Annotated in this window: 8 protein-coding genes; 7 read left to right on the top strand and 1 reads right to left on the bottom strand. The window is 59.7% G+C overall.

What is annotated here, in order from left to right:
* Positions 1 to 45 precede the first annotated feature (45 nt).
* Positions 46 to 4,854: a protein kinase gene (locus KQI84_06160; protein MCB2154450.1), complete on the top strand. Its 4,809-nt coding sequence runs from the start codon at positions 46 to 48 to the stop codon at positions 4,852 to 4,854.
* Here KQI84_06160 and KQI84_06155 read toward each other — a convergent pair.
* Positions 4,835 to 5,866, bottom strand: coding sequence for a polyprenyl synthetase family protein (locus KQI84_06155; GenBank protein MCB2154449.1), 1,032 nt, complete (start codon positions 5,864 to 5,866; stop codon positions 4,835 to 4,837). The two genes, KQI84_06160 and KQI84_06155, sit on opposite strands and share 20 nt — an antisense overlap.
* Positions 5,867 to 6,004: 138 nt before the next feature.
* Here KQI84_06155 and KQI84_06150 point away from each other — a divergent pair, with 138 nt between their 5' ends.
* The 6 genes from KQI84_06150 (at position 6,005) to KQI84_06125 (ending at position 15,748) form a co-directional block, all read left to right on the top strand.
* The gene (locus tag KQI84_06150; protein ID MCB2154448.1) at positions 6,005 to 7,567 is read left to right on the top strand and encodes an NAD(P)H-hydrate dehydratase; all 1,563 of its coding nucleotides are present in this window, start codon (positions 6,005 to 6,007) and stop codon (positions 7,565 to 7,567) included.
* Positions 7,568 to 7,627: 60 nt separating this feature from the next.
* Positions 7,628 to 8,305, top strand: a complete 678-nt coding sequence (locus KQI84_06145; protein ID MCB2154447.1) for an ABC transporter ATP-binding protein — start codon at positions 7,628 to 7,630, stop codon at positions 8,303 to 8,305.
* Positions 8,306 to 8,424: 119 nt separating this feature from the next.
* Positions 8,425 to 10,674: a transcription elongation factor GreA gene (gene greA, locus KQI84_06140; GenBank protein MCB2154446.1), complete on the top strand. Its 2,250-nt coding sequence runs from the start codon at positions 8,425 to 8,427 to the stop codon at positions 10,672 to 10,674.
* Positions 10,675 to 10,695: 21 nt separating this feature from the next.
* Positions 10,696 to 11,196 carry a hypothetical protein gene (locus tag KQI84_06135; protein MCB2154445.1) on the top strand — a complete coding sequence of 167 codons (501 nt, stop codon included), beginning with the start codon at positions 10,696 to 10,698 and terminating at the stop codon, positions 11,194 to 11,196.
* Between the two features lie 105 nt (positions 11,197 to 11,301).
* The gene (gene mfd / locus KQI84_06130) at positions 11,302 to 14,748 is read left to right on the top strand and encodes a transcription-repair coupling factor (protein ID MCB2154444.1); all 3,447 of its coding nucleotides are present in this window, start codon (positions 11,302 to 11,304) and stop codon (positions 14,746 to 14,748) included.
* Between the two features lie 34 nt (positions 14,749 to 14,782).
* Entirely contained in the window at positions 14,783 to 15,748 is a 966-nt protein-coding gene (locus KQI84_06125) for a hypothetical protein (protein ID MCB2154443.1), read from the top strand.
* The last annotated feature ends 1 nt before the right edge of the window (position 15,749 follow it).

Raw genomic sequence — 15,749 nt, 5'->3', positions numbered from 1 at the left:
AGTCCGTCGACGGCTGAGAAGCCCCTCCGCGGATGTTCTATTGGGATGAGCGACAACGATCACAAACCTGGAGAAGACTCGACGCTGCCGGGGAAGCGATCCCATCCTCGCGGGATGCCGGACGATCCGAACGAGTCACTAGACCCCAGAGACGAGAGTTTCAGGGATCTCCCTTATGTGGAGAGCTCGGATGAGAATCCACTCCCACGCGAGGAAGGAAGCTCCATTCCGACGCTGGGTGGACGCCTGAAGCGGCGGGAGGATCTTCCCGGTTCACTCCTGAGTCCCGCAGACAAGGAACGCACGCAGTCGTCGGGCTTCGAGTTCATGCGCCGTGTCGGTCGCGGGACAATGGGCGAAGTCTGGGAGTCCATCCAGCGCGGGCTGTGGCGAATCGTCGCGGTCAAGAAACTCCGCCAGATCGAGTACGAAGAGGAAGGCGTCTCCAGCAGTTTGATGAGCCGCGCCTTCCAGGGCGAGGCAATGATCGCCGCGCTGCTCGATCATCCGAACATCCTTCCCGTCTACGATTTTGGATTTGATGAAGCCGGTATCCCGCTGCTTTCCATGAAGATGGTCAGCGGCAAGTCCTGGAATGAAGTCCTGGCGGCGGAGTTCCGCGAGTTGTCGGTAGACGATCTGCTGTCCAGGCATCTGCCGATTCTCGCGCAGGTCAGCCAGGCGGTTGCCTTCGCCCATTCACGCGGCGTGATGCATCGGGATCTGAAGCCCGCGCAGGTGATGCTGGGCGATTACGGCGAAGTTCTGCTGACCGACTGGGGGCTGGCCGTTCTCTTTGAAGTCAACGTGCCCATCGAATCGAAGGACCTTCCGTATCACCTGTACCCGACGCGCGATTACGCACCCTGTCCCGCGGGTACGCCGAGTTTCATGGCACCCGAGCAGACCAAGGATGTTCCCGACGATCTCGGGCCTTGGACGGATTGTTACCTGCTCGGTGGGATTCTCTACTACCTGCTGACGAAACACTCGCCGCATCCGGGGAGCTCCACGGATCAGGCTCTCGCCCATGCGGCGGATGGGGATATTATCCCGTTCGAGGAGGTCGCGCCGGATCGTGAAGTTCCCAAAGCGCTGGGTGAACTGGCAATGTGGGCGCTCAGTCCGGATCCGCAAAGTCGACCGACTGCGCTGGAATTCCACGCTGCTCTTCGCGATTTCATAACCGGCGCCAGGAACCGCCAGGAATCGCGCTCCCTGACGTCGGAAGTCTCCACGGCGAGCATCGGAAACAATTACCGGGACTTTGCCGATGCATTGGCAAAATTGGGGCAAGCGCGTGTGCTGTGGCCGGGGAATCCGGATTACGACGCCCAACGCGAGGACCTGGTAGAACGTTATGCGCGCCTGGCTTTGAAACGCGGCGACCTGAAGCTCGCCCGAGGCGAAGCCGAACGTCTCGGCAACCTCGTGCGGCGAGAGGAAGTCCTCGGGTTGGTCGATGCAGCCGAATCGAAGAGGAGCGCGAACAAGCGCAATCTTCGAATCTTCGCCGCAGTGATTGTGATTCTCACTATCATCGCGGCGACTGGCGCGGTCTCTCTCACGACGCGCCTTTCCGATGCGAACTCGCGCGTCCTGGAGCAGCTCGAACAGGCGAATGAGGCTCGCCTTGCGACACAGCAGGCGAAGGGACTGGCGGAGCGCGAGACGATGCGCGCGCGATTGCTGCTGGCGGAATCGCTGGCCAGCCAGGGACGTCGAACCGAAGCCGTCGAGGAATTGCTGCACATTCCGGAGCGCGATCGCTACTGGGAGTGGGGCTACCTGATGACGCTGGCGATCAACGATCTGTGGGAGATTCCATTCGAGTATCTGGACTGGTCGCCGTCCAAGAATTACGCCATCGGAGTCAATGAAGAGTCAGGCCTGTGCGTGGTGAAAGCGGAAACGGGGCAGGTCCTTTTTGAAGTCGCAAATCGGGCTCCGGAGGGTATGCTCGTTGCCTACTCGCAGGACGAAAGCCGCATCGCTCTGGTCGGTGATGGTGTGCCCCTGTTGGTTATCGATACTGCCCAGTGGGACGTCGTCACACAGTTCGAGAGTCCGATGGAAGCCGCGATCACGGCGATGGAATTCTCTCCGGACGGAAAGCAGATCGCATTGGGCGATCAATCGGGCGCGATCTCCATTGTCGATCTCGAAAGCGGCGACGTGCGACCAATGGTTCCGCATCGTCGATACATTCGCGCCCTCTATTGGGGTGCGAATCGCCTGATCACGATCTCCTCCAACGAAACGCGTCGCTGCGATCCAGAGACGGGTGAGGCAGAGTTGCTTTACGAGACAGGCGCGATCGAATCGCGCTGGCACGCATTCTATCACACAAGCGATCGGCAACGCCGCTACTTCGCGACAGGCCAGGGCAATTCGCCGGCGCTCTATGGAAGAATCGATTCGGGACCGCTGCGGAAGGCGGAGGTCTCTGTGGCTGGCCTGACGATGTCGAACGATCCGGCACGCCTTCTGATTTCTTGCGGCTACAGCTTCCCCCAATATCAGATCATCGATATGAAGTCCGGCGACGTCTTGCCTGCTTCTCCTCCCTATCCGCTGATGCAGGAGAATCCCCGTCCGGAAGGCTTTGCTGGTCGCGAAGTCGGCTCTGCCGATCTCGCTGAGGACGAACAACATCTCCTCGTCTACGGCGATGGGAAGATGCGTCTGATGACGTTCCCGGGAATGTTGGATGTCTCGCTGATGCAGGAATTCCCCGTCGCCGGAACACGTCGGATCGTGCTCATGCCCAGCGGCGACGCTGTCTGGATCGTTGATGAGAAGGGCAAGACGCACATCCGCTCGATCGAGACACCATACGTCGGCACACGAATTCCGGGCGGAGTCGCGGCGTTTGATGAGAGCGACCAGTTCGTCTCCGCAATCAGCCTTCGGTGGTTCGAGCAACGCGACGTAGAGACCGGCGACATCCTCTTTGTCGGTGGTCGTGAATACAATCTCTACATCGGTTCGATGATGACCGACGACGATTCGGTCATTTACATTCCCGGAGTCAGAGGCGACATCTTCACAATCGAGAAGTCGCGGAGAAGCGACAGTGCAATTCTGGGCGTTTACACTTTCGAGGGTTCGGTTGGCACCTTTGCGCTCGAGCCAAACTCAGGGCACCTGGCTGTGACGAACGAAGAAGGCACGCACATTTCGCTGTATTCGCTGGAAGACAAAGAAGCGCGTCACTTGGGTGATTGGGACGCCAGAGACAAAGAGTCGCTATTAGACATCCGATACACTTCGGACGGCACGAAACTGGTCGTTGCAATGGATGACGGGCGACTTCTTGTGCTGCAGGCGAGCAGTGGTGAGTTACTGAGTGAGCGCCTGGCCCACAAGTCCGGAATCCGTGAACTTACGTATGACCGTCGGTTGAAAGTCTTCATTACGATCGGCGCCGACAAGACTGTGCGATTGTGGGATGATGGAACACTGAAGCCGCGCGAACGAATGTCGTTTCCATTCGACATCAGCGGTGTTCGGGTTTCGCAGAATGGAAAGCTGCTCCTTGCGTGGCCGGAGAAGGGACGACCTGTCCTGCGAGATCTCAATAGCGGTCACCTGATTGCGAAATTGGATCGCACGGACTTCCCGATGCACAACGTGAAGTTCATTGGAAACGACACGCGCGTCGTCTCTTCGTGGCAGGGGGCAGCACGACTCTGGTCGACTGAGACGGGGCGCGAGATGTTCTCATTCGAGCGTGGATTCGGCGCGATCTGTCCGACGAGTTGCCACTTCATTTACATGTCATCCGAGTACGAAGGAACATTGATGAAGATCGCTCCCACGCACTCCTGGGAATTGGCGGATGATGGAAGCGGCACCTTCAGGCAGCGATTGAATCGGTGGATGATTGAGCGGTACAAAGAATGGCGCCTGAATCGGGTTCGCCAGCGGATGCCTGATGAGATCAATCTTCTTTCCGAATTGGACGCGCGAGTCGATGGGCCACAGCCGCAGGATGTCTTGCGGATCCTGTATCCGCTCTGCATGAAGCAGCCGGCATTGAGTCCTGAACTGCATCGGGTATGCGGGGATGTGGTCGCGCGCTTCTGGATGTCCCAGCCGGAGTCGTTTCTCGATTTTGGTGATGGCCATAGCGAGGAGCTGTTCCGCCGCCTGATCCTGGACGAGCCGGATCTTGCACTCGGCTCCGTGGGTTCGGCTGCGATCGCATCCGGCGCGAAGGAGGCGATGCGTTTCCTGAAACTCGATGCTATCGACGATCCATCCGAAGTGGATGCGGCTGTGCGAGCACTCGATAATATGGCCCGTGTCTTTGAGCTTCGCGACGACCGAGAGCGCGCCGTTGTGGCGGCAGGTTACAGTTGGTCGTTGCGTGCGCTGTGCGGGCTGCCGCCGGACAGCGGATCGGGTGTGCTGCAGAGATTGGGAGCCACTCCCCCGCCGCTTCCGCCGTCGGAACTCTGCCTCGATGTGTCGACGGGTTTTGCTCCGATGATGCTCGACTCCATCCCGGAACTCAAACCCGGCACAACGCGCGAAGACTTGGATGCACTTCGGCAGAAAGCCTGGGACGAATACTTGAGCGCGCGTGCGGAATACTTGCGATCGGTTCCGCAGCTCGACTGGCGAGCGGTGATTATCGAGCAACAGACCTCGCCGAATTGGCGTCCCTATCCACCGGGTACAACAGCAAAGGACTTGGCTGAGGAACTGCGACAGCACTTCGAATCGGTCATCTATGGTGATGGCGGTCTGGATGGTGCACTGGCAACTGAACGAGATCGACTCGAGGGGTTGTTTGCTTGGATGGGTGAGCAGGATGCGCCGGATCCAGTCAGCGCTGACGCGTACTGACCTGGCGCGCAACGGCTGTAAGCTGATCGCGCAACGGCTGGGGGACACTCTCCAAAGCTGCGATGCCTTCTTCCAGCAATTCTTTGCAACGGGCGCGCGCCACATCCAGTGTTCCGCAACGCTCGAACAATTCAATTACCCACGCGACATCATCGGACGTCGTGTCCTCGCGAGACTTGTCGAGGATTTCAAAAAGACGCGTGCGGTCGGCTGCATCTGCACGTGAGGCGACGTCGGCGACAAGGAACGAGCGTTTGCCTTCCTTGATGTCACTGCCCAGAAGGCCGCCGCGACCTTTGCCCTTGGTCAGGTCGAGCAAGTCATCGGTGATCTGGAACATCGGCCCGAGCGCGTGACCGAAGCGCGACAACGCGTCGCGGATCTCCGCATCCGCACCGGCAACAATGGCACCACCGACCATAGGAGCCGCGAGGTAGTATGCGGTCTTCTCACGAACCAGGCGATAGTACTCTTCCATGCGGAAGTTTTCGCCGCGATCACGGGCGGAGATGTCGAGGCTCTGGCCGATGTGCGTATGATCGAGCGTCGAGGACATCAGACGCATCAACTCAAGGCGCGTGGCATCGCTCCAGCGCGGCTCATCGAGAAGCACAGACCAGACTTTGCAGAACAAGTAATCGCCGATGTTCACGCCATGCGCGAGGCCGTACTTCAGGTGCGTCGAAGGCCTATCACGCCGGACTTCATCGCCGTCCTCGATATCGTCGTGGACAAGGGCGAAGTTGTGCATGAGTTCGATTCCGCAGGCGAAGGCCAACGCCTCCTCGGCGGCTGCGCCGAGGCTCTCGGCGGTCAGCAAGCAGAGCACGGGGCGAAGGCGCTTCCCGCGCGCCGCGCGATCCGGAATATCCAGGCCCATCGAGTACAGCATGCCGTCGTGCAACGAGGCGACCTGCTCCTCTGCGCCGATGATCGCGGCCAGTTGGTCATCGACCATCTCGGAGTATCGCTCGAATGCGGCGGAGAGTTCGGCGGGTAGTTTGTCTGACATGGCTTCCTGATCGGTCCGTGGTTTGCTCCCCATTGGGGAATTCGGGGCTTGCCAGCACCGGACCGGGAGCGCAAGGGAAGAGAACTGAATGGGAATCCGGAAGGACCAGGCAATCGAGCATTCCGAGGGAGTCGTCGCATGAAAATCGTTACACCCGCTGAGATGAGGGAAATCGATCGCATCACGATTCAAGAGCGCGGGATTCCGGGCATCGAGTTGATGGATCGCGCGGGAGCGGCGATTGCTCGCGGCATGGCGGAACTGATCGAACCCGGTCCTGTCGCCATCGTTTGCGGCAAAGGAAACAATGGAGGCGATGGGTTCGTTGCGGCGCGTTGCCTGGCGTACGCGGGCTATCATCCGGTCGTGATTCCGCTGTTGGGGACTGAGTTGAAGGGCGATGCAAAGACGGCTTTCGAGGCGATGCCCAACGAGCGGGTTCTTCTTCGATCGATCGAAACGGAGGAGGAATTCCGGGCGCTGCTCGAAGAAGTCGATGGCGTAATCGACGCCATCCTCGGAACGGGCGCCTCGCCTCCGCTACGGGATCCGATTTCATGGGCAGTGCGCGCCATGAACGAGAGCGGTCTGCCCATCGTTGCCGCCGATGTTCCGACCGGTCTGGATTCCGAAACCGGTGAAGCCGATGAAGCTGTCCGCGCGGCCCGAACGGTAACGATTGGACTGCCCAAGCTGGGGATGCTCTCGGCCGCGGGCGTACAGGCATGCGGCAACGTCTGGGTCGAGGCAATCCAGTTCCCGAAGGACCTCCTGGACAATCCGGAGAACAAGCGCAATACGCTGCTGCCGGTTGAGGCGGCTGCACTGCTGCCCGATCGCCCGCTGGACAGCCACAAGGGGACCTACGGAACGGTCGTGGTCTGTGCCGGGTCGGCGGCATATCCCGGCGCTGCGACCATGTGCGGACTGGGAGCGCTGAGAAGCGGCGCGGGCCTCGTGCGTATGCACGTTCCGGATGCCATCCGCCCGACGGTTGCGGGTCTGCTGCCCGAGGCGATCTGGAGCAATGCCGGTCACTCGGCGAACCATCACGGCGCACTCTCCGACGCGACGCTGGCAGATCTGATGGCGAAGTCGAAAGCGCTTCTTGTGGGACCGGGACTGGGAACGGCGGACGAGACTGCAGATTTCGTTGAGCAACTCCTCCTCGCCTGCGATCAGCCAATGCTTCTGGACGCTGATGCGCTCAATGCCATTTCAATGCGCCGGCGACTGCTGGATCGCCTGACAAGCCGGCACATCATCACGCCACATCCCGGCGAAATGGCGCGGCTGCTGGGAACCGATATCGCTTCGGTGCAGAAGAATCGCTGGCGGACGGCCGCAGAGGCAGCGGATCGGCTGGGATGCGTGGTCTTGCTGAAGGGCTACGGGACACTCGTAGCCGAGCCCGCCGGCCAGATTGTGCACATTCCCTCCGGCAACACGGCGCTGGCTCGCGGCGGCAGCGGCGATGTGCTGGCCGGGCTGATCGCCGGTTTGCTGGCCCAGGGCATGACGCCATTTGACGCCGCGTGCCTAGGTGCGTTTGTCTGCGGGTGGGCGGCGGACTACCTGGTCCGCCAGCGTTCCGCCCGCGGCGTGATCGTGCGTGAAATCGCCGACGCTATCCCCTACGCCTTCCGCGAGTTGGAGGCCGTGAAGGGCAAGACGCCCTTCGGACGGCCCGGCGCGCGCTGAGGACGACTGGTTACTCGCTTCATGACGAAGAACGATCGAAAGAGCCGCTCGAATGCCGATATGCCGGTGCTGCTGCAGGCCGAGGGCGTCAAGAAGGTCTATCACGACGGCGAACGAATCCTGGAAGTCCTGTCGGGCGCGGACATTCTCGTCCGCCGGGGCGAGTTCGTCTCGATCGTCGGGCAAAGCGGATCGGGCAAGTCCACGCTGCTGCACATCCTGGGGGCGTTGGATCGAGCCAGCTCGGGCGAGATCACCTTCGAGGGCCAGTCCTTCATGAAGATGTCATCAAGCCAACTGGCTCGGCTGCGCGCCGCTCGGATCGGGTTCATCTACCAGTTCCACCACCTGCTTCCCGAGTTTACAGCACTGGAAAACGTGTACTTACCTGGGATGATCAACAGACGACCGACGAACGTGATCGTGGACAAGGCGGCCGCATCGCTGACAAGCGTGGGCCTTGGGAATCGCCTCGAGCACCGCCCTCCGAAGCTGTCCGGCGGCGAGCAGCAGCGCGTGGCGCTGGCCCGGGCGATCATGAACGATCCGCTTCTGGTTCTGGCCGATGAGCCGACCGGCGACCTGGACCAGAAGACCGGCCGCGAGGTGCTGGAATATGTGCTGGGGCAGACCGTGGAGATGGGCCGTTCGCTGGTTGTGGTGACCCACGATCCCCAGATTGCCGCCCGGGCGGATCGCCAGTATCGCCTGGAAGCCGGCCGCCTGGTGCCGGGCTGAAGCAGCAACTCTTGGCATACAACCCAGGAACGGCTGAAACGGGCCTTGTGCATCCGGCCCCCAATGTGCTGCATTCCCGAACCCGATGGATCTGAAGGAAGAATCAGGAGGCTGAAACTTTGCAAGAGTCGGATATTCAACTGTACGAACGGCTGCGAGACCTGGTCCGCGCAAAGAAGTTTGATGAGCTGGACGAGGCCTGGCTTCAGGTCGTCGAGGGTGAGCCGCGGGCGGCGGCCTTCCATGAGCGATTCGCCCGATATCTGGTGAACAAGAAGCAATTGGATCGCCTCGGTGATTTGTATTCCGTCCTGCTGGACCAGCGGAATTCCTCCGGCGCCCATGATCGCGTTTTCGACATCGCGGAGATCCTCCTGGGTATGAACGAGGAGCTGGAGTTCCTGCGCCCCCACCTGGTGACGGCGGCAAAGGGTGTCCACAAGGATCGCGAGCCTGAACGGGTCGAGGAGTTCCTGCGAATCTCCGGCCTGGGCGGCGAAACTCCGAACATCGGCGGAGCGCTATCCCGGTTTCAGGACCTGGCCGGCGCTTCGAAGGGCCAGGTTTTCCGCCACAGCCAGTGGGGCCTGGGCGTTGTGACCGATCTGGACGCGCGCCAGGGCTCTGCCATCCTGGATTTCCCCCGCAAGAAGGGGCACCGGATGACCATCGAGGGGATCAAGAACTACCTGATCCGTATTCCGAACGAGCACGTGCTTGCCCGCATTGCCCGCACCCAGGAAGAGTTCAAGGCTGAGGCCTTTGAAGATCCGGCATCGGCCGTGCGCGTGACGCTGAAGAGCTACGGCGGCAAGATCAAGGCGGCGGACATGAAGAAGGCCTTCCTCGAAGGCCTAATGACGGATGCCGAATACAAGAAGTGGTGGGGCAAAGCCCGCGAGGAGATGCGTCTCGATCCCTGGATCGACACAAAGGGCTCTGGCCTCAACATGGAGATCATCCTGCGCAAGGAACCGCGCTCCTTCATCGACGAAGTGAAGGATCAGTTGGTCGCAGCGAACGATCCGGCCTCGCGCCGTACCGTTCTGCGCGACATCGCCCGCCATGGCGCCGATGCAGAGCTGACTGAAGAGGACGTGGATCGGCTGTTCGCGCTCTTCCGCCAGCCCGTCGATGACGATAAGTTGGAAGATGATGCGGAGCTGTTCGCGCACGGTCTGCTTTTTGAGGAATACAGCGATTTGTTCCCCGAAGGCGCCGAGAATCCAGTGAATGTCGACGAGATGCTCGCCCGCGAGGATGTCGGCGAGTTGATCTCCGGTGCAGCCGTCTTCGAGCTTCAGCGAAGGGCGCTCGAGCGCCTGTTCGTGATGAAGAATGACGACGCGGCAGTGGCCCAGATTTGCTCGGAAGTCGTCATTGATGGCGAGCCTCGGTTGACGTCCTGGATCGAGAAGGCGCTGGAGCAGCGAGGTCTCGAAGAGATGCGTTCCTACTGTCTGGAGCGCGTATTGGCTCGTCCGGAGCGCAATCCGGAAGCCTTCATCTGGATCGCGAAGAACATCATCGAGGGCACGTTCTCTCACCTGCACGAGGCCTTCCCGCCGATCATGATCCTGGAGGAAATCCTCTCGGTCATGGCAGAGTTGGAGGAAGAGCTGGATCGCGCAGAGACCGCCGAGGAAGAGAAGGACATCGAGAAGGCGCTCGGACGTTTCCGCGGAATGCTGCAGGAGAATCACTCGAAGTTCATTCGCCTGGCCGTCAAGCAGGCGACGGGAGAGGAAGCTCGGAAGTTCCTGACCCAGGTGAACATGCACCGAACACTGCCGAATCAGTTGCGCGACGCCGCGGAGCATCTTGTCCACGACGCGCATCCGGATCTGAAGAAGCCGTCGCGCCAGGAAGAGGAAGAGGAGCGTCGTCGTCCCGCGTATCACTATGCACTCAACGATTCCGTGGAAAATAAGCGCAGGGAACTGAGCCACATCCTGAACGTGGAAATCCCCCAGAACAGCGAGGCCATCGGCATCGCGCGCGAACTGGGCGATTTGCGCGAGAACGCCGAGTACCATGCGGCGAAGGACCGTCAGAAGCTGCTGATGCAGCAGGCGGCGGAACTCGAGGAGTTGATCGCCCGGGCTCGCGTCGTAGAAGGCGACCAGGTGCGCACCGACCAGGTTCGCTTCGGAACGCGCGTGCGGCTGTTCAATCACGGCGAGAAGAAAGAAGAGGCCATCACGCTTCTGGGCATTTGGGAAGCGGATCCCTCTCAGCAGATCATCTCCTACCTGACCCCGATGGGCTCGCAGGTGATGAATCGAAAAGTCGGCGACAAGTTCGATGTCCAGTTGCCCGGTGACCGCAAAGAGAAGTATGAAATCCTCGGCATCGAGAAAGCAATCTAGGCACGAAACGGGAGCAATCCCATGGCGGACCCGAAAGAAAACGAAGAGCAGAACAGCGAAGGCTCGATCTTCGATACGGATTCGATGGAGGATCTGACGCCGACGCCTGTCCCATCGAAATCGCGCGCCAAGGCGGCTGCCGGTCGTTCAGGCCGGCGGTCGCGCAAGGCGCGTTCGGGCAACATTCTGCTACTGACCGTTGTCTTCATTATCATCATCGCGTTCATCGTATTTGGGCCGGACAAGTTGGTGTTCAGCCTCTACAATGAAACTGCAGCGCTGATTCTTGGGATCATGATCGTGGAGTACCTCGTTCTGAAGAGCCAGGATCGGACGCGCGTATACAAGATTGAGAATCAGCGCCTGCGGGATCGCCGGCGCGTCGAGTCAAGCCTGCTGAGGCGCGCGAAGGCGCTCCTTGATGAGCGCATGGAGAGCCCTGATTTCGAGGATGAAGAGGCTTCAGTGCGTTGGAATGTGCGCGCGGAAGATCTCTCGCGCGAGATCGAAAAGCGGTCGTAGTAGGGCTTTGAAACAGCCCGCGGGGAAAAACCCGATCGGGCGCAATCGAGCAACGGCACCGGATATATGGGGGTCGTTGCGTGCAGGTATTTAAGGGAGACCAGGATGGTGTCGCTGGCGAATCAGAAAACCGCGGAAGTGCTCAGCAAGCTTCTGAGCGAACGGTGCGAGACGTTCGCCGAAATGATTCGCCTCGTCGAAGACGAGTCGAAGTCGGTGGTGCTGCAGAATCTCGAAGGATCGGCACTGGCGTATGTGGCGGCTGGTCTGCAGGCGAAGCTGAATCGCCCTGTTCTAATTCTGACCGCAGGGATGGAACGCGCCGAACAACTGGTCGACGATCTCGATTTCTTCGGCGTTGAGCAGGCGCTGCATTACCCCAAGTGGGAAGTTCTCCCGTACGACGAGGACGACCTTTCGATCGAAGTCACCTCGAAGCATCTCGATGTTTTCGAGGCGCTGTATCAATCGCAGTCCGGGCGACGCAAGAAAGCCCCGATCGTCTGTGCGCCAATCGATGCGACCATGCAGAAGGTGCTGCCGCACGATCGGCTCGACGAGTTGATGGTCCGGTTCGAATGGGGCGACCGCGTGGATATGGGCGCGCTGACTGAGAAGTTGGATCGCGCAGGCTACGAGCGGGAAGCCCTGGTCGAATCGCGCGGCGAATTCTCCATCCGTGGCAGTATCGTCGACATTTACCCGCCGAATTCCGACGATCCGATTCGACTCGATCTGTTCGGCGACGAGATCGAATCGATCCGCAAATTCGATATCGTCACGCAGCGCTCGACTGAGCAGTTGGGGACAGAGGCACTGGTAGCCCTGCCGCCTACGCGCTTGAAGCACCAGATTGAGTCCTATCTCAACGATGGCAAAGCGCTCGTTCCGTTCTTCGATCATCTGCCTCCGGACACGATCATCCTGTTGGATGCGCCGGAACGATACGAAGAAGTCTGCACGTACTTCGCCTCAGCAGTTGAGCGACAGTTCTTTGAGATTCTGCACGAGGAGTCGGAACTGGGCTCGCCCGACAAGCTGATCATCGAACCAGGTCCGATCCATCGCGAGATCGAGAAGTTCCGCCGCATCGAGCATTCCCGGCTCCCAATCGAGACACCGGGCGTTCATCCGCTAAGATTCGAGACGGCGGGCTATACGGCCCTGAGTGGCGATCTGCAGGCCTGGATCGGGGTGATCCGCAAGCGCCAGGCGGAGGACTTCCTGGTCGTCGTTGTGTGCGATAATGAAGGCCAGGTGCAGCGATTCGACGAGGTTCTGCGCGAGCACGAGGTCAGCGCGCGATCGCTCGTTACGGAAGCGGAAGCCGCCGCGTATAAGCCGCGCGATGTCCTGGAGGGCTATCGCGACGTACTGCTGATTGTTGGGGGAATGCACGAAGGATTCGCGTTCAACGACGCGCGCGTCGCGATCGTCACGGACCGGGAGATCTTCGGGCGCTACAAACGCCGTCATGTCTACAAGAAGATCTACAAAGGCAAGCCGATCGCCACGTCGAACGAGATCAAGCGCGGCGACTATGTCGTACATGTCGAACACGGCGTCGGGCAGTTCTCCGGAATGCGACAGCAGAACATCGACAACCGAATCGTGGATCTTCTGGAGCTTGTGTACCAGGACAACAACAAGCTACTGGTGCCGGTCGAGAAGATTCGCTTCGTTCAGCGATTTGCATCGGCAGACAGCGACAACGTCGCGCTCGACCGCCTGGGCTCGACGCGATGGGCGAAGCGCAAGAAGAAGTCGAACGAAGAAATTGAGAAGATGGCGGAGGCGCTGCTGGAACTCTACGCGAAGCGCGAGGTTTCCAAACGCGATCCCTTTGGCCCCGATACGATCTGGCAGTCCGAGTTCGAGTCCTCGTTCCCCTACCAGGAAACGCCAGATCAGATCAAAGCGATCCTCGAGGCAAAACGTGACATGGAGCGCTATCGCCCGATGGATCGTCTGCTATGCGGCGATGTCGGCTACGGCAAGACGGAAGTCGCAATCCGCGGGGTCTTCAAGGCTGTTCAGGAGAAGAAGCAGGCAGCCGTCCTGGTGCCGACAACGATCCTGGCACTGCAGCACTTCCGCACGTTCCGGGAGCGCTTTGCCGATTACCCGTGCCGGGTGGAGTTGTTGAGTCGCTTTCAGAAGCCGAAGGAAGTGAAGGAGATCAAGAACGGCCTGAAGAGCGGCGAAGTGCAAGTTGTCATCGGCACGCACAAGCTTCTGAGCAAGGAAGTGCAGTTCCTGGATCTGGGCCTGCTTGTGATCGACGAGGAGCAGCGATTCGGCGTGAAAGCCAAGGAGCGCTTGAAGGAAATGCGCACCGAGGTCGATATCCTGACGATGACGGCAACGCCGATTCCGCGCACGCTGCACATGGCGCTGTCGGGCCTGCGCGACTTGTCGGTCATCACGACTCCCCCGCCGGATCGGCACCCGATCAAGACAAAGATCATTCACTTCAGCGAAGAGCAGATTGCCGAGGCGATCCTGCGCGAGTTGAACCGCGGCGGGCAGGTCTTCTTCATCCACAATCGCGTTCACAACATTCACGAGGTCGCGAATCGGCTGCAGAAGATCGTGCCGCACGCGCGAATCGGCGTGGCGCATGGTCAGATGAAGGAAGATGAACTCGAGAACCACATGCTCGAGTTCATGGAGGGCAACTACGACATCCTGGTCTCCACAACGATCGTCGAGTCCGGGATCGATATCCAAAATGCGAACACGATTATCGTAAACCGCGCCGATGCGTTCGGCCTGGCTCAGTTGTATCAGTTGCGCGGTCGCGTCGGTCGCGAGAAACGCCGTGCCTATGCATACCTGATAGTACCGCAGGGCCAGGCCATTACGGAGACGGCCGTGAAGCGATTGGCGGCGATCGAAGAGTTCACGGAGCTGGGATCCGGCTTCAACATCGCGATGCGAGATATGGAGATCCGCGGCGCTGGCAACTTGCTTGGAAAAGAGCAACACGGCATCGTCAACCAGATCGGCTTCGACCTCTACTGCGAGATGCTCCAGGACGCAGTCGCGCGCCTGCGCGGCGAGGATATGCACGATCAACACGATGTCGAAATCAAGTGGCCGATGAGCTGTTACATTCCGGCGCCGTATGTTCCGGTCGAGACTCAACGTGTGAATTTCTACAAGCGCCTCGCCATGATGCGGGAACAGGACGAAGTCGGCGATTTGTCGGACGAACTTCGGGATCGCTACGGCGAATTGCCGTCCCCCGTGGAGTCCATTCTGGCAATCACGCGGCTGCGCCTGGCGGCGGCCCGCCTCAGGGTTGGTCTCATTGACGCAACTGGTGCGCGAATTCGAATAACTCTTGTTGCCCCCGAAGCGCAGTCATGGAAAACGGAAGTCGAATCCGCCGCCAAGAAGACTGATGGTGTCGCGTCAGCCTTCGCGGAGGGGACAAACACGATCGTCGCTTCCCTAGACTCCAAGTTTGACCTGGAGAAGGTGCGAGCGCTGACGAGCTTGCTGAATGAAATTCACCAATTGCTCAAAGCAGAAGCCGAAACGGGCTAGGGCTCTGTTGGGATGTGTCCTCGGGGCACTGCTGATGACTGCGGCAGTTTCGGGAGAGCCACCGGCATATGTCCTGAATATCGATCGTCAAGTCATCGAACACAGGGATGCAACGACTGGCGAACTCGAAGCATCTCTCTCGGTCGAATCCTGGATCGTCTTGCAGGACAACACGGCGATCATGTTCGACGGCCTCGATTTGATGGTTGGCTATCCCGCCGGCCCAATGTTCATGACTAGGGACCCGTCCACGGCGCGATGGACTGGCAGCCAGCCGCTGCCTTCAACCAGTCGTGCTGTGATTGCGGTCGAGGCATCGAAAAGCCAGTTTCTTCGTCTGTTCCGGAGAACGCCGACGGAGTTGCCAGCGATTCAGATCATCGAACGTGCCGACAACTCGACAGCGCAAGTCGATCTCCCCATCGAATCGTCGGACATCGTAACCGATATCTCCTTCGCAGAATCAGAGAGCGAAGTCTTCCTGGGAACATGGAATGGGGATATTCATCTCGTGTCGCTTCTCGATGGAACAACAACCAAGAGTCTTTCGACCGGATTCAGAATACAGCACCTCGTGTTTCAGCCATCGGCTTCGGAATTCCACATTCTGGATGCCGACACGTCGAGTTGGAATGCCGTTTCGTGGCCTGCGGGAACGATTCGGCCGTCGCAGTTCCATGGGGCGGACATTTCTGTGGGCACAGGCGAGACGCCGCTCGATCATGCGCCGCCGCGTCCCTGGGAGGATGCGGATGGAAATGGACTCGCTGACTGGTACGAGACGAAGTACGCGAGCCTCTCACCGGCCTGCATTGCAGGCGATGTCGATGACAACGGTCGTCGGGGGACAAAGGATGCCTTGATTATGTACAGAGCGGATCCAATGAATTCGGATCCGCTCAGGTTTGACGTGAATCTGGATGGTCACTTGGATCAACGCGATGCAGAACTCCTCTATCAGTTCTGCATCGGGCAGACGGATCTGCCGAATCCCGATTAGC

Source organism: bacterium (assembly GCA_020444065.1).
Taxonomy (GTDB): domain Bacteria; phylum Sumerlaeota; class Sumerlaeia; order SLMS01; family JAHLLQ01; genus JAHLLQ01.
This window is presented reverse-complemented; position numbering and strand designations above follow the sequence as displayed.

Excerpts from the sequence above, each read along its gene's own strand:
- KQI84_06160 (MCB2154450.1), top strand. The coding sequence starts at position 46 with ATGAGCGACAACGATCACAAACCTGGAGAAGACTCGACGCTGCCGGGG.
- KQI84_06155 (MCB2154449.1), bottom strand. The coding sequence starts at position 5,866 with ATGTCAGACAAACTACCCGCCGAACTCTCCGCCGCATTCGAGCGATAC.
- KQI84_06150 (MCB2154448.1), top strand. The coding sequence starts at position 6,005 with ATGAAAATCGTTACACCCGCTGAGATGAGGGAAATCGATCGCATCACG.
- KQI84_06145 (MCB2154447.1), top strand. The coding sequence starts at position 7,628 with ATGCCGGTGCTGCTGCAGGCCGAGGGCGTCAAGAAGGTCTATCACGAC.
- KQI84_06135 (MCB2154445.1), top strand. The coding sequence starts at position 10,696 with ATGGCGGACCCGAAAGAAAACGAAGAGCAGAACAGCGAAGGCTCGATC.
- mfd (MCB2154444.1), top strand. The coding sequence starts at position 11,302 with ATGGTGTCGCTGGCGAATCAGAAAACCGCGGAAGTGCTCAGCAAGCTT.
- KQI84_06125 (MCB2154443.1), top strand. The coding sequence starts at position 14,783 with ATGACTGCGGCAGTTTCGGGAGAGCCACCGGCATATGTCCTGAATATC.